This window comes from Brevundimonas sp. M20 (genome assembly GCF_006547065.1).
In the GTDB taxonomy this organism is placed as follows: domain Bacteria; phylum Pseudomonadota; class Alphaproteobacteria; order Caulobacterales; family Caulobacteraceae; genus Brevundimonas.
On record NZ_CP041243.1, the window covers coordinates 1128712 to 1147425 of the forward strand.

An 18714-nucleotide genomic window follows, 5' to 3' on the forward strand; every position below is an offset into this window, starting at 1 on the left:
ACAACCTCAGAGCGTCTCCAGGAAGGCGACGAGGTCGTCGATCTCTTCCTCGGTCAGGTTCAGCGGCTGCAGCATAGGGTCGGTCCTGGGGAACAGGGGATCGTGCTCCTGCGCGGCCGTCGGACGCGGATGGGCGCCGCCGGCGTTGTAGAAGCGGACGATGCCCTCAAGGCTCGGGAACAGACCGTTGTGCATCCAAGGTCCTGTACGCGATGTGCTGAGCAGGCTTGGCGTGCGGAAGGCGCCCACATCCCGCGCCAGCCCCGTGACCTCGTATCGACCCAGATCCTCGCGCTCGCGGCCGTAAAAGGTCAGGCCGAGATTATGGAACTTGCCGTCGCTGAACACCGGGCCGCTATGGCAACTGGCGCAGGCGGCCTTGGTGCGGAACAGGTGCAGGCCGCGCAACTGCTGGTCATTGAGTGCGCTCCGCTGGCCATCGATGAAACGTCGCCACCGGACCTGACCGGGGCGCAGGTTTCGCTGGAAGGACGCCAACGCCTTGGCGATCCGGTCGATGGTGACGGTTTCGTCTCCGAAGGCCTTGCGGAAGTCTTCGGCGTAGGACGGTTCGGCCGCGATCCGGGCCTCGATCTCGGGCAGGGCGCCGGCCATCTCCAGCGGATCGACGATGGGGTGCAGGCTCTGGGCTTCGAGCGTGTCGGAGCGTCCGTCCCAGAACAGCACCGGCATGTGACCGGACGCCGCCACGGAGGGGGAGTTGCGCCGTCCGCGCCGGCGATCATGGCCAAAGGAGGTGCGCAGGCCGTCGGCGAAACCGAGCTCGCGCGCATGGCAGGATGCGCAGGCGATCTGACCGGAGGCTGAAAGGCGGGGGTCATCGAACAGGCGTTGGCCCAGCGCGACCTTTTCCGGCGTCGTGGGATTGTCGGCGGGAGCGGGCGCCGGGGGCAGGGGACCGAGTTCCGTGAAAGCCGCGCCGTCCCTCAGGACAGGCGCCGGCCAGGTCTCTGGCGCGCCCGAATAGGCCGCGCGCAAGTCTTCCGCCGTCGGGTGTTCGGGCAGTACGAGCCGGATCGGCGCCGCGCTTTCCTGAGCGCGCACGCCGTCGAACGCCCACGCCCCGGCGATCAGGCTGATCGCCAGGACGAGGGACGCCGGAACGGCGCTTCCAGGAATGGTCTTCAGTAGCGGAATTTGACCGAAACCCATGCGTTGCGACCCAGCTGATAGGGCTGGCTGGTCGACTCGTAGTCCTGATTGAGGACTGTGTTGAAGACGTTGTTGACCCGGGCGTCCACGCTGACCGTGCCCCAGGGCGTGCGGGCCACTTCGGCCTCCACGCTCAGGTTCACATCCACCGAGTCGGAGAAATCGACCTTGTCGTAGACGTCGTAGTTCGTGCCGCCGACGTTGATGTTCACGCCGGTGTCGGCGACCACCTCGATGCCCTGACGGTAGCGGGCGTTGACGTTGGTGCGGACGCGGCCGTCGAGCCAGCGCGCGCTCCAATCGCCGTTGAGGATGAAGGGCGAGGCGTAGTCCTCGAGCTGGTTGTCCGACAGGGCCTGGATCAGGTCGACCACCTGGCCCCGGTAATAGACCATCACGCCCGACAGCTCGACCTCGTCGGACATATCGAACAGGCTGAGGTTGGTCGCGTCGGTGTGCGAGAAATTGGTGCTGAAGGTCAGGGTGTGATCCGCGCCGATCGGGCGGGTGTATTCCAGTGACAGGCCCTTGTAGCTGCGCTCGCCGTCATTGGCGCCGTAGTAGACCGAGCGGGTCGCTGTGGTGCCGGTTTCCCTGTCGTATATCTCGGTGAAGCGGACCGAACGCGAGATCTGGTCGCGGCCTTCGCGGATGACGCCCTTGACGCGGTACTGACCGCCGATCCAGCCCAGCGGCCCGGTCAGGGCCAGGGTGGCTTCGTCAGAGTAGGGAGTGTCCAGACCAAGGCCCGAGTAGCGGTTGCTGTCGGTGTGGTTGGTCAGCACCCAGTTGTCGCTCCAGCGACGCTCGGTCCCGACGATGGTCGGGGTGCGAGTGTAGGTGCGGGTCACCCCCGCGCCCTCGCGCAGGGCGTAACCGACGAAGCTGCGGTTATAGTAGCGGTTCAGGCCCGCCGTGACGTTGATTCCGGCCCACGGCAGGTCACGCGACACCGACAGGCGCGGCGCGATGTTGTGGTTGTCCAGGAAGGTCTCGTGATCGTAGCGCAGGCCGGCGCGGATATCGAAGCCGGCGACATCAAACTGATACTCGGCCCACAGGCCGTAGGAGTTGATCTCCGCGTTGGCGTCGAAGGCGCCGTAGCGCAGCTGGGTCGTCAGGGCGTAGGCCCCGTTGCGGCAGGCTAGGCTCTCGCCGAGCGTGCAGACGGTGTTGACGTTGATGTTGGCGCTCAGGTGCGAGATGAGCTCCTGCGGCCGCTCGCGGTGCGCCTGAATGTTCGAGATTTCGAACCCGCCGGCGAGATTGCCGAAGCCCAGCGGCTGCTCCCACTCGCCCTTCAGCGTCGTGGCCTGCTGGTCCTGATAGAAGTCACCCGCGGCGCCGATCGTGCATGACGATCCGGTCGAACAGCCGGTCATGCCGGGCGCGGAGCTGGAGATGTTGAAGGTGCCCCAGGGGGCGTCGCGGTCGTTGTCGGTGTCCGCGTGGGTGAGGTCGAGGCTCCAGATCGCGTCGCCGCGCGTGCCGTCCAGACCGAGACGGGTCGTCAGGCCGCCGCCGTTCGAGATGATCTGGTTGTCGTAGGCGGTGTTGGTCTGGCGGGCCTCGCTCTCATAGGGGGCGTAGGTCACCTGACCCGTCAGCTGGATCGAGTCGGTGAGATCGTACTCGCCCTTGAGCAGATAGTTCTCGGCCTTGCTACGTTGGCCCCATTCCCCCCACGCGGTGTAGAGGGCGCCGGGGAAGTTGGTCACCGTGGCGTTGGTCTGGTTGTAGCCGGCCAGCAGTCGCAGGCGCTCATTGATCGGCAGATCGGCGTTGAAGCCGAAGCGCTCCTTCTCGAACTTCGGTTCAGCCGGGCGGGCGCCCGAGCCGTAGCTGTCGCGGGCCAGCTCGGACATCCGGTACTCGGCCATGCCGTCGCTGGTCATGCCGTAATAGGTCTGGAAGCCGAAGGAATGCGCGGGCGCGCGGGTGTTGATCTCGACGACGCCGCCCTGGAAGTCTCCGTAGCGGGCCGAGATGTTGGAGTCGCGAACCGTCAGGTCGCCGATCAGACTGGTGTCCACCCAGTGCGTCTGGGCCGAGGCCGCGGCGACACCCGTACCGGTGAAGTCGCCCGGAAGCGCGTCCTCGTCGTAGCTGTAGTTGTTCACCCCCACGCCATCGAGGATGAACAGGTTGTCGTTCACCGATCCTCCCGAGATGGAGAGGGTCTCGGGGCGCAGGTCCTGAAGCGCCTCCCGGGTCGCATTGCCCGCCGAGTTGCTGAACTGGGCCGTCGGCAGGATGCGCAGGATGCTGTTCACATCGCCGGACCCGGGCGCACGGCTCCGGATCGTTTCGAAATTCAGGGTGGTGGAGCCGGACTCGCCGCCCGAGCCATAAACCGGCGCGGCCGGCGGCGTGGTCGTGGTGTCATCCACGACCACCGTCGGAACAGCCTGGGTCGACGGCGCCGCGGTCTGCGCCGCGGCGATGCCTGCGTGAGTGAAAAGGGCCGCCGCCGCTGCGGAGGAAAGGAGATGACGCGTGATCATGGATGCACCCCGAACTTTGAGGCCGCCGGGTTATCCGTGCTTATGTGAATTTGCAAATCATTATCATAAAATCGACCCGGAGCGGCGCGGGCCGTGGTCCGGTATCAATCCCGGCGTGTGAGGGGGGCTGTTTCGCGCGTTGACGGCCCGAGCGGTCGGGCAAACCGGTGAGAACCGAAGACCGCTGCGATGTGTCGGCTGTGGAACTGACGGCGGGAGCGCCGGTGCGGGGGGGGGGCTGCTCCGAACCGGTCCTTCGGTCAGGGCCTGCAGATTCTTTTGAGGCAAGCGGCGGGCGGCGGCGTCTTACCCGGTGAGACCTTACAGGCCCTCTGTGCGTTACCTCGCGCCCAGCCCCGGCTACTTCTGCCCGGGGGCGGTCCAAAGAGATGTTGATGTGATGAAGACCTCGACGCCCAAATCGGCCTATCTCCGATGGCTCTCCGGAGCAATGAGCCGTCCCGCCGGCGCAGCCCGGGTGCTGGATGCGCCCGATGACCTCGTTCTGGGCTACGCCACCGGCTACGACGCGGCGATGATCGCGCCCTTCGTGCGGTCGCTGCGGGCGGTTTTCGACGGCGCCGTCGCCCTGGTGGTGGATCGCCGCGCCGATGTTCTTGAACTGCTGGCCGAGCATGGCGTGGACGCGGTTCATCCCGAGGCTGTTGAGGGTTGGGAGCCGCATCCGGTGATGTCGCGCTTCGCCGCCTATGCGGCCCTGATCGAACGCTATCCGAACGCCGTCGATGTGCTGCTGACCGATGTGCGCGACGTGGTCTTCCAGTCCGAGCCGTTCGGGCCGCCGCCGCGTCGGCTGGAGGTCTTCGTCGAGAACGAAGGCGGCGTTCTGCGCGATCACGCCTTCAACATGAAGCATATGACGGCCCTGGTCGGCGAGGAGATGACCGCCACCCTGGCCGACAAGCCCTGCATCTGCGTCGGGACGGTGATGGGCCCGCGCGATGACGTGGCCCGCTTCTGTCGGATGATCCTGATGCTGGCCGCCATACCAAGGTCGCAGATCGGCGGGGCCTTCGGCGCCGATCAGGCGGCCTGCAATCTGGCTGTGCATATGGATCTGGTGCGAGCCGAGGTGAAGCCCAATTTCGGCCGGGTCGCCACCCTTGGAATGACGCCCGGCGCCGGATTGAGCGTCGTGGACGGCAAGGTGTTCAACCCCGATGGAAGCATCAGCCCCATCGTCCACCAGCATGACCGTCACCCCCATCTGGCCGGGCCCCTGCACGCGTTGTGGGGTGGGGACATGCGTTACTGCGAGCGCAATCAGCCGAAGACGGCCGCCGACCGCGGGCGGAAGTGGAGGCAGTCGCTGATGCGTCGCCTGCCGGAACTGCGTTGATCCCCTGGAACCGCCGCCGTCCGTCCGGCGTGACCTGTCCGCTAAAGAGGGCGGTCTGATATGCGTGTCGCCGTGGTCATGCCGCGCGGGAGCCTGATGGAGCGGGGGCGCGCCAACTCCATGGAGACTGTCGCCGCCGTCCTGAACGCCCGTAGCCGCTATGGCGCCGATGTTCGGATTGTCTGCGATGCAGGTGCGGTCGATCCTGTCTTGCCGGATCTCATCACTGTTCCGGGCGGCCTGGGCAAGGCGGCGCGGACAAAGGCGGTCGCCGGCCTGCTGCGCGACCTCGCCCCCGATATCGTCGAGTACCATCAGCAACTGGGGCCCGCTGCGAAATTGGCGCGAGGGCTGCCGGGCCCCGTCCACGTTCTGTATCGCCACACCCGGATCAAACCGCCGGGTAATCTGTTCGAGCGTTTCCGCTATCGCCGTCGTCTTCGGGCCTTTGATCACCTGCTGTTCGTCAGTGACGCCGCCTGCGCCGAATTCCGGGCCGATTATCCGGGCTTCGGCGGTTCGCTTTCGGCGGTCTGCAACCCCATCGACGTTGGTGTCTGGGGCGGGAGCGCCGAGCAGAAGGAGCCCCTTATCCTGTTCGTGGGTCGCGCCATGCCGGAGAAGGGAATGGACGCCTTTTGCACGGCGTTGGCGGCGGTGCTTGACCGTCATCGGGACTGGCGCGGCGCACTGATGCTGGGCGACTGGGAAAAGCACTCTGGCTGGGCGGCGCCGCATGTCGAGGCGCTGGCCCGCTTCGGCGACCGGGTCGAGGTGCATCGTTCCGCGCCTGTGGCGGACGTGGTGGCGATGACCCGCCGCGCCGCCATCGCCGTGACGCCTTCCCGGGTAGCAGAGGCGCTGGGCCTGACCGCGCTTGAGGCCCATGCGGCTGGAGCGGCCCTGGTGTCATCGGGCCGGGGTGGCTTGCGCGAAGCCAGCGGTCCGCACGCCCTCTATGTCGATCCGCCGGAAGCGCCGGGCCTGACCGAGGCGATCCTGAGGCTGGTCGAGGATCCCCATCTGCGCCGCGTCATGGCCCGTGCCGGACAGGTCCGGGTGATGGCCTCTCACACGCCCGAGGCTCGGGTCGTGCAACTGGATGATCTTCGCCAAAAACTGGTCGATGCGCGGACGAGATCGCTGACCCGGTGACAGCCGGCGTCATGAGCTGGTTTGACCCGCTCCCGTCGCAGACCAACCGCCCGTGTCGGCTTTGACGCCGTCACCCGGGTGCAGGACAACTTCGCCCGGCGCTGACGCAGGCGCTGGGGGCGGTTTAAGCGGCCCCGGCCCTGTTCGTGACGAGGTCGTCGACGACGGAGGGGTCGGCGAGGGTTGAGGTGTCGCCCAGGGCGGTGATTTCGTTCTCGGCGATCTTGCGCAGGATGCGGCGCATGATCTTGCCGGATCGGGTCTTGGGCAGGCCGGGGGCCCACTGGATGACGTCGGGGGCGGCGATGGGGCCGATCTCGTGGCGGACCTGGGCGATCAGGGCGGCCTTCAGATCGTCGGTCGGCTCGACGCCCTTGTTCAGGGTCACATAGGCGTAGATGCCCTGACCCTTGATGTCGTGGGGGAAGCCGACGACGGCGGCCTCGGCCACGTCGTCGTGCAGGACCAGCGCGCTCTCGACCTCGGCGGTGCCCATCCGGTGGCCCGAGACATTGATCACGTCATCGACCCGGCCGGTGATCCAGTAATAGCCATCCGCGTCGCGGCGGCAGCCGTCGCCGGTGAAATACTTGCCCGGATAGGTGCTGAAATAGGTGTCGAAGAAGCGCTGGTGGTCGCCATGGACGGTGCGCATCTGGCCCGGCCAGCTGTCGGTGATGACCAGATTGCCCTCGGCCGCGCCCTCCAGCACCCGCCCTTCGGCGTCCACCAGTTGCAGCTCGACGCCGGGCAGGGGTCTGGTCGCCGAGCCGGGCTTCAGGTCGGTCGCGCCGGGCAGGGGAGAGACCAGTATCCCCCCGGTCTCGGTCTGCCACCAGGTGTCCACGATCGGGCAGCGGCCCTCGCCGACCACCTCATGATACCAGCGCCAGGCCTCGGGATTGATCGGCTCGCCGACCGAGCCCAGCAGGCGCAGGGAGCTTCGGCGGGTCGCCTTCACCGGCCCGTCGCCCTCGCGCATCAGGGCCCTGAGCGCGGTGGGGGCGGTGTAGAAGATCTCCACCCGGTGCTTGTCCACCACCTGCCAGAAGCGGCTGTGGTCCGGATAGTGGGGCACGCCCTCGAACATCAGGGTCGTCGCGCCGTTGGCCAGCGGGCCATAGACGCAATAGCTGTGGCCGGTCACCCAGCCGACGTCGGCGGTGCACCAGAAGACCTCGCCGGGGCGATAGTCGAACACCAGCTCGTGGGTCCATGACGCCCAGAACAGGTATCCGCCGGTGGTGTGCAGCACGCCCTTGGGCTTGCCGGTCGAGCCGGAGGTATAGAGGATGAACAGCGGGTCCTCGGCGTTCATCGGCTCGCAGGGGCAGTCGGCGCTGACCGTCGCCTTCGCCTCATCATAGAGAATGTCGCGGCCCTCGAGGATCGGCACGTCGGCGCCGGTGTGCCGGATCACCAGCACCTTCTCGACCTTGGCCTCGGGCGCCACCTTCTCCAGCGCCGCGTCGACATTGGCTTTCAGCGGGATGCGCTTGCCGCCGCGCACGCCCTCGTCGGTGGTGATGACGACCCTGGAGCCGCAGTCCTCGATCCGGCCCGCCAGACTGTCGGGCGAGAAGCCGCCGAACACCACCGAATGCACCGCCCCGATGCGGGCGCAGGCCAGCATCGCGACAGCCGCGGCGGGGATCATCGGCAGATACAGGGTCACCCGGTCGCCCTTCACCACGCCCATGTCCTTCAGGACATTGGCCATGCGGCAGACCTCGGCGTGCAGTTCGCGATAGGTCAGGCGCCCGTCGTCGGTGGGGTCATCGCCTTCCCGGATGATCGCCGTCTCATCGCCGCGCTCGGCCAGATGCCGGTCCAGGCAGTTCCAGGCGACGTTCAGCACCCCGTCGGCGAACCAGCGAATGCGGAAGTCCGCCTGGTCAAACGACACGTCCTTGATCTGCGTCGGCGCCCTCATCCAGTCCAACCGACGCGCCTGCTCCGCCCAGAAACCCTCCGGCGTCTCACGCGCCGAGATACGGGCGGTGGCGTGGGTGGCGCTGTTCATATGGGCGCGCGCGGCCCAGGCCGGGTCGACGGGGTAGGTTTCGGGATCACTCACGACGGACGCTTTCGGAAGACTAGAAGCCATATTTCGCAAACACCTGAAGACGGTTGAGTTCGCCCGAGGCGCCGGACTCCAGCTCGCGCTCGCCGTACATCAGCTCGGCGCCGACATCGAAGGCGGGCAGGGGCGTCCAGATCAGGTTGGCGCGGATGCTCTGGGCGGACCGGTTGACCAGGGCGCCGGTCAGCGAGGTGTCATTGTCCACGCTTTGGGCCGAATACGTCAGGTTCGACCGCCAGCGCGGCGACCAGACGTGGCGATAGCTGGCGAAGCCCGCGACCACGCCGATGGGTTCCAGATCGCCTGAGGCGGTCAGCACCGCGTCATTGGAGAAGTTCAGGCCGATATAGCGCCCGATGCCCTCACCGCCGGACATCATGAGGCGCAGGTCGTCAGTCCCGCCGACCTTGATCCGGGCCGCTGCTGAAAGGCCCCAGCCGGTCGCGTCGGCATCGATCGCGCCGAGCCCCGTCGTTTCATAGGTCAGCTGGCGGACAATGCCCGCGACCGACGCCTCGCCCCACGGGCGGGTCAGGGTGTAGCGGGCGGTGATGTCGGGCAGGCTGTTGTCATCGGCGACGATCCGCGCGCCGCCTCCGAACGGGGTCAGGGTCGTTTCGGGGTTTTCGATCGAGATCGAGAAGGGCCCCTTCGTGTACCGGACCTGAACCTGGCGGGCGAATACCGTGCCCTCGCTGGCCCCGATATAGTCGGCGGTGTCCGGCAGGACGCCGATGTTCTGGAAATTCGTCCATTCCTGACCGAACAACCAGTTGTCGACGGTCACGAAGGCGCGCCGCAGGGCGAGGTTCGACGGGCTGGTCGTGCGCTGGTCGCCCGCTCCTGGCAGAACCTGGAAGTCCATCTCAATGCGGCTGCCAATCCTGTGGCCGCCGATCAGGCCCTCGGTCGTCAGCCAGAAGCGGGTCTGGCGCGCATTGAAGTCAGACGCGGGCCCTTCATCGAGACCGCCCACCGGGATCGAGCCGGGCAGGTAGAAGTCCCGCAAGGCGTCGCCGTTGGCGGGATCGCCGCCGCTGTAGTCGGACATGATATAGTCGGCCTTCACAAAGCCGCCGAACCGGAGGGTGTTGTTGCCGATCCGGAAGCCGTCGGCAGGAGCCGCGGGCGCGGGCGCGGGCGCGGGCGCGGGCGCGGGCGGCGAGGCGGCGGCGCGTTGCTCGATCCGCTGGATGTCCTGCGCCACCGCCTGCTGCTGAACGGCCTGTTCCGCCCGGGAAGCCTGAACGGCTGTCTTCAGCTCATTAAGCTGGGCTTCCAGCTGGGCGATGCGGGCTTCGAGGCCGGCGACGTCCTGGCTCTGGGCCTGGGCGAGGCCCGGCGCGCAAAACAGGGCGAGAGCCGCGCAGCCGGCGAGCAGTGCGGGTTTCAATGTCATGGCGTCCTCCCGGGCTCATCTGCTGCGAGCCTCCTGAACGCCACCATCCGGCGGCCCCTTGTCGGGAACCATTAGCCATTGGTCTACTTTCGACCAAAGTCGAGGGGTGGCAGAGTAGCGCATGGACACGTGGCGTCAGACTGCGGCCGGGACCTGGGAGGATACGATTTGGACCGCATCGTAATCGCCGATGACCATCCTCTTTTCCGGGGCGCCCTGGGATCCGCGCTGGCGCGCGCGGCGCCCGATGCCGCGCTTCACGAGACGGCCAGTCTGGCCGGAGCGAGGGAGGCCCTGGGCGCAGGACCGGTCGACCTGTTGCTGCTGGATCTGAAGCTGTCCGACAGCGAAGGGTTCGCCGGGCTGGCGGAGCTCCGCAGAGACTTTCCCGCCGTGCCGGTGACGGTTGTTTCGGCCAGTGAGGATGGCGCGACCATTCGCCGGGCCCTTGCGTTCGGGGCGGCCGGCTTCATTCCCAAATCCGCGACCCTGCCCGAGATGGTCGAGGCGTTGACAGCCATACTCGCCGGCGACGGCTGGTGTCCTCCGCTTGATGACGAGGATGAAGGCGAGCCGATGGAGGCGCGTATCGCCACCCTGACGCCGTCGCAGCTGAAGATCCTCATCGGCCTGCAACAGGGGCGGCTGAACAAGCAGATCGCCTTCGATCTCGGCGTGACCGAAGCGACCATCAAGGCGCACCTGACCAGCGTGTTCCGCAAGCTTGGCGTCCACAACCGGACCCAGGCGGTGATCGCGGCCCAGGCCCTTTCTCTGGACGTCTGAACGCTAGCGCCGACGGCTGGACAGGAAGGCTTTCAGGGCGGCGGGCTTGACCGGCTTCGATAGAAGGACGGCCCCAGCCGCCGTAACACGGGCTGTAAGGCCCTCCTCGGCGTCGGCGGTGATCAGGGCGATCTGGGCGAGACCTAGCTCGCGCAACGCCTGAATGACCGACAGGCCGTCGGGACCTTGTCCGAGATGCAGATCGACGAGAGCGGCGTCGAAATCAGACGTTCGGGCCACATCAAGCGCAGCCGCGGCGTCGGAGACCGCGACCGGCGTGGCCCCCCATCGTCCCAGCAGGGCGACCAGGCCCTCCAGAATGGCGGGTTCGTTATCGACACAGAGGACCTTCAGGCCCGCCAGCGGGGCAGCGGTCAGGGTCGGTGCGCGCGCTGTGTCGGGCCGGCTGATGATCGGCGCCGCCACCGGCGCCGAGACCGTGAAGGTCGATCCGCGCCCCACTTCCGACCGTAGCGTCAGCGGATGATCCAGCAGGCTGGCGACCCGGCGGACGATGGCAAGGCCGAGGCCGACCCCGGCTTCATCCCCGCCTCGTCCCGGCAGTCGTGTGAACTCGGCGAAGACGGCTTCCTGCTGATCGGGCGCAATGCCGCGTCCGGTATCATGAACCTCCAGCTTCAGGTGGCTCGCGCCAACCCGGCGCGCGCCGATCAGGACGCCGCCGTTATCGGTGTAGCGGATCGCATTGCCGACCAGGTTCTGTAGCAACGACCGCAGCAGGTCGCGGTCGGACGCCACCCACAATCGGGACGGAACGATCCGGAGCTTGAGCCCCTTGGCGGCGGCCAGAGGCGTGAACTCCCGTCGCAGGTCCGCGAACAGCGCGTCAATCGACAGGGCGCCGACCGCCGGGCGGACGCCGCCCGTTTCCAGCCGCGAGAGATTCAGCAGGGCTTTGAGCAGTCCATGCGCGCTCTCGATGGAGCGGTCGGCGTTCTCGGCGAGGTCGCGCGCTGCGCCGTCGCCACCTTCGTCCTTCAGAGCCGCGATGAACAGCCGGGCGGCATGCAGGGGCTGAAGCAGGTCATGGCTCGCCGCCGCGAGGAACCGAGTTTTGGAGGCGACAGCGTCTTCCGCCGTTTGCCTCGCCTCATTCAGACGTTCGGTGCGGTCCGCGACCCGGGCCTCCAGCTGTTCGTTGGCTTCCTCCAGCGCCTGTGCCGCCCGGCGCAGTTCGGTGATGTCGGTGTAGGAGGTGACGTAGCCGCCGCCGGGCATGGCCGCGCCGGTTGACTTCAGGATCCGGCCGTTCGGCTGGACCCTTTCATGGTCATGAGGCGCGCGGCGGCGAAGGGCGTCCAGACGCCGTTCGATCCAGCTTTCCATATCCGCCACGCTGACCTCGCCACGCTCGGCGTTCAGGCGATAGACGGCGGCGACTGGCTGCCCGACGTGAACAAAGCCCGATGGCAGATCGAACAGCTCGATATAGCGGGCGTTCCAGGCGATCAGGCGCAGGTCCTCATCCACCACGCTGACGCCTTGGTCGATGTTGTCGAGGGTGGCTTGCAGGAGTTCGCGGTTGAACTGGACGGCCTGCGAGGCCTCGTCGAGCATCCGCACCACGTCTTCGGGCGCGCGGCCTCCTCCGGCGAGGGCCGCGGAGATGACCCGGCGGGCGGATGAGGCGCCGACCGCGCCGGCCAGCATCCGCTCGGCGGCGCGGGCGAGGCCGGCGTCGGCGGGATCGGCGTCCTTGAGAGACTGACCGGCCTCGCGGGCGAAGGCGGCGAACGATCGTTCGGCTCCGGCGTCGCCGACGAAGCGGGCGACGAGGGTTTTGAGATCGCCCACGGAGGCGCCCGACGGGACTGTGCTGCGCTCGTGCCAGTCTGGGCTGACCCGATCCACGAAGGCCCGGGCCTGAACCCGGTCGATCAGGCGGGGGCGGGCGGCCCGGGACACCAGAATGTAGCAGGCGAGGTTCGCCCCGAGGCTGAGGAAGACACCCAACGGCAAGGGATCGGCGAGCTGCAGCAGGTTCAGTTCCGCCGCGCCCAGCGCCGCCGCGATCTGGGGCATGGCCAGCAGGGCCAGCCAGATCGACGAGCCCACCGCTATCCCGGCGATGGCGCCTTTGGCGTGACCGCCTCGCCAGAGCACGGCCCCGAACAGGGCCGGGGCTAATTGTGCGAGGGCGGCGAAAGAGGTCAGGCCGATAGAGGCCAGGCCGCTGGATCGGTCGGTCGCCTGGAAATAGAGCCAGGCGAGGAACAGGATCACGCAGATAACGATGCGGCGAACCTGCAGGATGGCGCCGGCCATGTCCGAGGCGTCCTCGCGGGCGCGCCAGCGGTCGCGTGCCAGCAAGGGCAGGATCAGGCTGTTGGACGCCATGGCGGACAGGGCGACGCTCTCGACGATGACCATTGCGGTCGCCGCAGAGAAGCCTCCAACGAACACCACCGCCGTCAGGATCTGCGCGTCCTGCTGGAAGGGCAGGGCCAGCACGAACAGGTCCGGGTCGCCGATGTCGGCGAACAGGCCGCCGGCGGCGAGCAGGGGGACCACCGCGACCGAGGTGATGAGCAGATAGATCGGAAAGACCCACCGGGCACGCCGGATATGGCTGGCGTCCGCGGCCTCCACGAAGCCGACGTGGAACTGGCGCGGCAGGCAGAAGATGGCGAGGGTCGCCAGCAGGGTGATGGCGATGAAGCGGCTGTCGATCACCGGCGCGGAGGCCAGTTGGCCCATGGCGGAGAGCGCGGCCTTCGGCTCGGGCGAACCCAGGAGGAGCATGACGGCGAAGATCGCCACGGCGACGAGCGCGGCCAGTTTGACGATCGATTCCAGCGCGATGGCCTGGATCAGGCCGCGATTATGCTCTGTCAGGTCAGGACGTCTGGCCCCGAACAGGATGGTGAAGCCTGCCAGAACCACGGCGATCACGCTGACGGTCAGTTGTTCGGAGCCCGCCACGACTGTGCCCGCGGTGAGCAACTGCCAGGCCATCGAGAGCGATTTGAGCTGGAGCGCGATGTACGGCACGGACCCGACGATGGCGACGCAGGCGACCAGTGCGCCCAAGGTCTGGCTCTTGCCGTATCGGGAGGAGATGAAGTCGGCGATGGAGCCGATGTTCTCGCGCCGCGCGGCGGCGGTGATCCGCCTCCAGATGGGGAACAGGACGACGACCCCGACCATGGGGCCCAGATAGATCGGCAGATACTCCCAGCCGTTGCGTGCGGCGGTGCCGACCGCGCCGTAGTAGGTCCAGGACGTACAATAGATCGCCAGGCTGAGCGCATAGGCCCAGGGGCCGAACCGGCGTCCCGGAGTGGACGGACCACGCCGCTCGCTGCGCCAGGCGATGGCGAACAGCACCGCCATATAGGCCGCGACCAGCGTCAGGATGATGAGGGCGTACATCGCGGTTATCTAGACAGTCTCTCGGGGGCTCCGCCAAGAAAAAGGCGGGCCGATCCGGAGATCGACCCGCCCTTCGGCTCGGGGAGGAGCGTGGGTCAGGCGTTCAGGTCGACGTCCTTGCCTTCCTTGACCAGCAGGAAGCCCAGAACGACCGTCCCCAGTGCGACGATGATTGGATACCAGAGGCCGGAGTAGATGTTGCCCGTGGCCGCCACGATGGCGAAGGCCGTCGTGGGCAGGAAGCCGCCGAACCAGCCGTTGCCGATGTGATAAGGCAGTGACATCGAGGTGTAGCGGATGTTGGTCGGGAACATCTCAACCAGGGCGGCGGCGATCGGGCCGTAGACCATGGTCACGTAGAAGCCGAGGATGAACAGAATGGCCACGACCATCGGCTTGTTCACCAGGGCGCTGTCAGCCTTGGCGGGATAGCCTGCGGCGGTCAGGGCCTCGCCCAGGCCCTTGTCCCAGGCCTTCTTGGCGTCGGCGAACTCGGCGGCGGGCATTTGCTCGCCCCGGAAGCTCGGGATGACGGCCTGATCGCCGATACGAACCTCGGCCACCGTTCCGGCCGGAGCCTCGACATTGGTGTAGGTCACGCCGGCCTTGGCCAGATAGGACTTGGCCAGATCGCACGAGTGGTTGAACACCGTCTTGCCGACCGGATCGAACTGGACGTTACAGTCGGCCGGATCCGCATAAATGGTCACCGGCGCCTCGGCGGTCGCGGCGGCCAGACGGGGGTTGGCCGCCTCAGTCAGCGCGTTGAACAGCGGGAAATAGGTGATCGCAGCGATCAGGCAGCCCGCGAGGATGATCGGCTTGCGGCCCACCTTGTCCGACAGCCAGCCCCAGAAGATGAAGAAGGGCGAGGCGGCCAGCAGCGCGATGGTCAGCATGATGTAGACCAGGGTGGCGTCGACCTTCAGCACCCGCTCAAGGAAGAACAGGGCGTAGAACTGGCCCGTGTACCAGATCACGGCCTGACCGGCGGTGAGGCCCAGCAGGGCGATGAGCACCAGCTTCAGGTTCGGCCACTTGCCGAAGGAGTCCTTCAGCGGGGTCTTGGAGCCCTTGCCTTCAGCCTTCATGCGTTTGAACGACGGGCTCTCTGACAGCTTCAGGCGGATCCACAGGGACACGCCCAGCAACAGGATCGAGACCAGGAAGGGAATGCGCCAGCCCCAGGCGGTGAAGGCTTCCTCGCCCACGGCGAAGCGAACGCCGAGGATGACGACCAGGCTGAGCACCAGACCGGCCGTGGCCGTGATCTGGATGAAGGAGGTGTAGAAGCCGCGCTTGCCCTTGGGGGCGTGCTCGGCGACGTAGGTGGCCGCGCCGCCGTACTCGCCGCCCAGCGCGAGCCCCTGGATCAGGCGCATCAGCACCAGAACGATCGGAGCGGCGATGCCGATGGCGGCATAGGGGGGCAGCAGACCGACCACGAAGGTCGACAGTCCCATCAGCAGCATGGTGATCAGGAAGGTGTTCTTGCGACCCCAGAGATCGCCCAGACGTCCGAAGACAACCGCGCCGAACGGGCGGACGGCGAAGCCTGCCGCGAAAGCCATCAGGGCGAAGATGTAGCCGGTCGTCTCGTTCACGCCCGAGAAGAACTGGGCCGTGATGATCGCGGCCAGCGAGCCGTACAGGTAGAAATCGTACCACTCGATCACGGTGCCGACGGAGGAGGCCAGGATGACGAGCTTGTCGTTCTTGTCGACCTCGTGCTCCGTCTCCACCGGCGCGCCGATGGTGTTGTCAGTCATGCGTTTGCCTCCCAGCGGGGTCGTTATCGACCGTTGTGACGCCGTCAGACGACGCCCATTGCCGACAGGGTGACATCGGGGATCGCCCGGCGTGAGAGCGACTTTGGTCGAAAGGCGACAGGGTATCGCCACGCGCTTGGGGAAGACCAGCGCGGAGCGTGTCGTCGGGGCTTCGGCCCGCCATCTGCTTCAGCGACGCGTCGCCCTGACGGCGCGCTCCCGGGAAGCGCGCAGCGGAACGCGCGGAGCCGTCCGGACCCGCGGGACTTGTTGGGGGTTAGATGTTCGGTTTCAGGGACAGGGCCGGTGGCGGAGAGGGGGGGATTCGAACCCCCGGTACGCTTTCACGCACGCCGCATTTCGAGTGCGGTACATTCAACCACTCTGCCACCTCTCCGCGGGGCCGAACGTTCATTGGTCGAACGAGAGCGGCTTCTCTAATGGGGGAGGCCGTGCGCCGCAAGCGGGGATTTCAGGAAAATCGTCAGCGTAGGGCGGGAAGCGGCAGGCCGAGCGCCTCGCCGGTCGAAAGGTCGCCGGCGGAGACCCGGAAAAGCTCGGCCGGGCGGCCTCCGGTGGCGACGGACATCAGGCCCGTGGCCTCGACCAGGCCGGTGCGTTCGACGCCGCGACGGAAGTTCTGCTTGTGCACGGAGAGGCCCGCGACGGCCTCCGCGGCGGCCTGCAGGCCGGACAGGGTGAAGGTCTCCGGCATCAGGTCGAACAGGACCGGACGGTACTTCAGCTTGCTGCGCAGACGGCCCAGTCCGGTGGCGAGGATGCGTCGGTGGTCGGAGACCATGAGCTGGCCCGGTGCGCCGGCGGGCAGGGGCTTGTCCTGATCGCGAGCGGCCTCGGCGACCAGACCGGCCTCGTAGAGCAGCTCGTAGCGTTCAAGAACCTGACCCTCGTTCCAGCGCTGGCCGGGGGCGGCGGCGAACAGGGCATCGATCCGGCCCACCCGGCGCGGGTCATCGGCGGCCCAGTCGCGCAGGCCTTCGACAAGGCGGGACAGGCAGGCGGCGGCGCCGTCGCGGCGATCTTCCCAAGGGAAGATGTCGAGCACGGGCGTCCAGCGGGCGCCGGCGAGGGCGGGGTCGGCGGCGTCGGCGGTCAGGGCCAGATAGCCGACCGAGACCTCGCGATGATGCTCGGGCCCCTGCGTGGCGCGGGGGCTGGCCCGACCGAGATCGCCGAAGGTGTAGAGCTGTTCGACGAAGCCGAGGCGGAAGCCGGTCTGGGCGGTCACGAAGTCGCGCAGGGCGATCTCGAAGGTCCGGTCGCGGGCCGGGTCGAAGGGGCCGAAGGGCAGGGCGGCGGCGCCGTCATCGCCGGTCGTGGTCAGGACGCAGGCTTTGCCGTACCGAAGCGCGATGACCACGGCCGAAAGGCCGATGCGGACCCCCTGTTCGCCCATGGCTATTCGGTGTGCCAGGCGTCAGGGGCCGAGATAAGACCGACGGCCTCGGCCAGGACGCGGTAGCGCTCGAGATAGCGCTGCTGGGCGACCGGGGCGGGCAGGGGCTCGATGATCAGGTCATAGCCCGCCGGCGGGGCGCCGAAGATCTGCAGGCTCTCGGTCTTGTTGAAGCCGGCCAGCTGGGTGGCCTCGAAGAAGGCGCAGGCGCGGTCGGCCTTCTTGATCAGGGTCTTGATCGCGACCGGGTTCTTCGGCGGCAGGGCGAAGCGGACGTGGATGGCGCTCTCCAGCCGGGCCTCGAAGGCCTTGTAGTTGACGCCGAGCGCGGCCTTGAAGGGCGAGATCATGTCGCCGATCACATACTCCGAGGCGTCATGGAGCAGGGCGGCGAGGCGCCATTTGGGCTCCAGCCCCGGCTTGATGTAGGCGGCGATCTCCTCGACCACGCAGGAGTGCTGGGCGACGGAGAAGGCGTGCTCGCCGATCGTCTGGCCGTTCCAGCGGGCGACGCGGGCCAGGCCGTGGGCGATGTCCTCGATCTCGATGTCGAACGGCGACGGGTCGAGCAGGTCCAGTCGACGGCCGGACAGCATCCGCTGCCAGGCGCGGGGCGCTTTCGACGAGGAACGGGGTGCGGAAGCCAAGGCGTTATCCAGTTTCAATCGGCTGGATGTGGTGGAGCATCAGGCCGCTCTGATCAAGGGCGGCGGGGCGTCATCCCCGGCTTATTCGCCGACGTTCAGGGTCACGAGGTCCTTGGCGTCCTCAAAGACGCGGCCGCCGTTGCGGTCGCGCGAGCGGACGGTGGCGACGACCAGAGGACCGCCGACGGGGCCACGGGCCTCGTAGCCCACCCGGCGCCAGCCCTCGGCCGAGGCGCGGTTGTCGCTGAGCACCCAGCTGGCCCGGGTGGCGTCGCCGGACGCCACGGCGCGGACCTCGGCGGCGTTGTCGCGAGCGCGGACGCTGACATTGTCGCCGTCCTCGCCGCCCGAGCCCTCGATGTCGACGGTTTCGCCGTTGTCGCTGGCGTCGATGTGCAGGCCGCCGATGCGGACGCTGGCCTGATCGCCCTTGGTCTCGATCTGGACGCCCGGCAGGTTGACGCTGGCGTCCTCGCCCTCGGCGCGGATGTCCACGCCCGGCGCGCGGACCGTGGCCCGTTCGCCCGAGGCGTCGCGGCCGGCGTCGACCGTGGCGACGGCTTCGCCGGAGGCGCGGTTCAGGCCGGCGACCGCCAGCGGCAGGGAGGCGGACAGACGGTCCTCAAAGCCCTTGAGCACCTGCGGCGGGGTCTTGCCGTCCAGGGGGACGAGCTGGAGTGTCACCTCGGCGCCCTTGGGGCCGACATAGGTGCAGACCCGGCCCTCGTTCGTCGCCGAGCCCTTGCGGGTCAGCGAACCCAGGGTCTGCGGACATTGCAGGGCCTGGACGACATTCAGCACGCCCTTGGCGTCGTTGTCCTCGGTGCGGGTCGAGGTGATGTGCACGCCGCGTTCGTCGCAGGCCGCGGTGAGGGCGGCGACGGCGAAGACGGCGGGAATGATGACGGAACGCAGCGGCATGGTCCTGATCCTCAACTCACGGCCATCCTGCGCTCGGCAGGGGATGAATCCAGTGAAATCGCGGTAACCGGCGTGACCGAACCCGACCGGGCGTGTGGCGGCGTCAT

General features: G+C 67.7%; 12 protein-coding genes and 1 tRNA gene. 3 read left to right on the plus strand and 10 right to left on the minus strand.

Going from position 1 to position 18714, the window contains the following annotated elements; genetic code table 11:
* Window positions 1-6 precede the first annotated feature (6 nt).
* Window positions 7-1173 carry a cytochrome-c peroxidase gene (locus FKQ52_RS05320; RefSeq protein ID WP_141626217.1) on the minus strand — a complete coding sequence of 389 codons (1167 nt, stop codon included), beginning with the start codon at window positions 1171-1173 and terminating at the stop codon, window positions 7-9.
* A complete protein-coding gene (locus tag FKQ52_RS05325; RefSeq protein ID WP_141626218.1) occupies window positions 1146-3677 on the minus strand; it encodes a TonB-dependent receptor plug domain-containing protein in 2532 nt (843 codons plus the stop codon). Before FKQ52_RS05325 ends, FKQ52_RS05320 begins: the two co-directional genes overlap by 28 nt.
* A 451-nt stretch (window positions 3678-4128) precedes the next feature.
* Between FKQ52_RS05325 and FKQ52_RS05330 the strand changes: the two genes are divergently transcribed.
* Both FKQ52_RS05330 and FKQ52_RS05335 read left to right on the plus strand, forming a co-directional pair.
* Window positions 4129-5037, plus strand: a complete 909-nt coding sequence (locus tag FKQ52_RS05330) for a hypothetical protein (RefSeq protein ID WP_240811748.1) — start codon at window positions 4129-4131, stop codon at window positions 5035-5037.
* A gap of 60 nt (window positions 5038-5097) precedes the next feature.
* Window positions 5098-6192, plus strand: coding sequence for a glycosyltransferase family 4 protein (locus tag FKQ52_RS05335; RefSeq protein ID WP_141626219.1), 1095 nt, complete (start codon window positions 5098-5100; stop codon window positions 6190-6192).
* 124 nt (window positions 6193-6316) lie between these two features.
* Here FKQ52_RS05335 and acs read toward each other — a convergent pair whose 3' ends face one another.
* Together acs and FKQ52_RS05345 are read right to left on the minus strand one after the other, a co-directional pair.
* Window positions 6317-8215 (minus strand): acetate--CoA ligase, encoded by a 1899-nt coding sequence (gene acs / locus FKQ52_RS05340; protein ID WP_370451054.1) that lies wholly within the window; start codon window positions 8213-8215, stop codon window positions 6317-6319.
* A gap of 73 nt (window positions 8216-8288) precedes the next feature.
* Entirely contained in the window at window positions 8289-9674 is a 1386-nt protein-coding gene (locus tag FKQ52_RS05345; RefSeq protein ID WP_141626221.1) for a DcaP family trimeric outer membrane transporter, read from the minus strand.
* 168 nt (window positions 9675-9842) lie between these two features.
* Here FKQ52_RS05345 and FKQ52_RS05350 point away from each other — a divergent pair, with 168 nt between their 5' ends.
* Window positions 9843-10460 carry a response regulator transcription factor gene (locus FKQ52_RS05350; RefSeq protein ID WP_141626222.1) on the plus strand — a complete coding sequence of 206 codons (618 nt, stop codon included), beginning with the start codon at window positions 9843-9845 and terminating at the stop codon, window positions 10458-10460.
* Window positions 10461-10463: 3 nt separating this feature from the next.
* Here FKQ52_RS05350 and FKQ52_RS05355 read toward each other — a convergent pair whose 3' ends face one another.
* The 6 genes from FKQ52_RS05355 to FKQ52_RS05380 form a co-directional block, all read right to left on the minus strand.
* Window positions 10464-13853, minus strand: a complete 3390-nt coding sequence (locus tag FKQ52_RS05355; protein WP_141626223.1) for a PAS-domain containing protein — start codon at window positions 13851-13853, stop codon at window positions 10464-10466.
* Between the two features lie 95 nt (window positions 13854-13948).
* Complete coding sequence (locus FKQ52_RS05360) at window positions 13949-15622, minus strand: MFS transporter (RefSeq protein WP_141626224.1); 1674 nt, start codon at window positions 15620-15622, stop codon at window positions 13949-13951.
* A 307-nt stretch (window positions 15623-15929) separates the two neighbouring features.
* A tRNA-Ser gene (locus FKQ52_RS05365) sits at window positions 15930-16019 on the minus strand.
* A gap of 87 nt (window positions 16020-16106) precedes the next feature.
* Window positions 16107-17039 carry an NAD regulator gene (locus FKQ52_RS05370; RefSeq protein ID WP_141626225.1) on the minus strand — a complete coding sequence of 311 codons (933 nt, stop codon included), beginning with the start codon at window positions 17037-17039 and terminating at the stop codon, window positions 16107-16109.
* A gap of 2 nt (window positions 17040-17041) precedes the next feature.
* Window positions 17042-17635, minus strand: a complete 594-nt coding sequence (locus FKQ52_RS05375; protein WP_141628247.1) for a YfbR-like 5'-deoxynucleotidase — start codon at window positions 17633-17635, stop codon at window positions 17042-17044.
* A gap of 132 nt (window positions 17636-17767) precedes the next feature.
* Window positions 17768-18607 carry a methyltransferase type 11 gene (locus tag FKQ52_RS05380; RefSeq protein WP_205750872.1) on the minus strand — a complete coding sequence of 280 codons (840 nt, stop codon included), beginning with the start codon at window positions 18605-18607 and terminating at the stop codon, window positions 17768-17770.
* Window positions 18608-18714 lie beyond the last annotated feature (107 nt).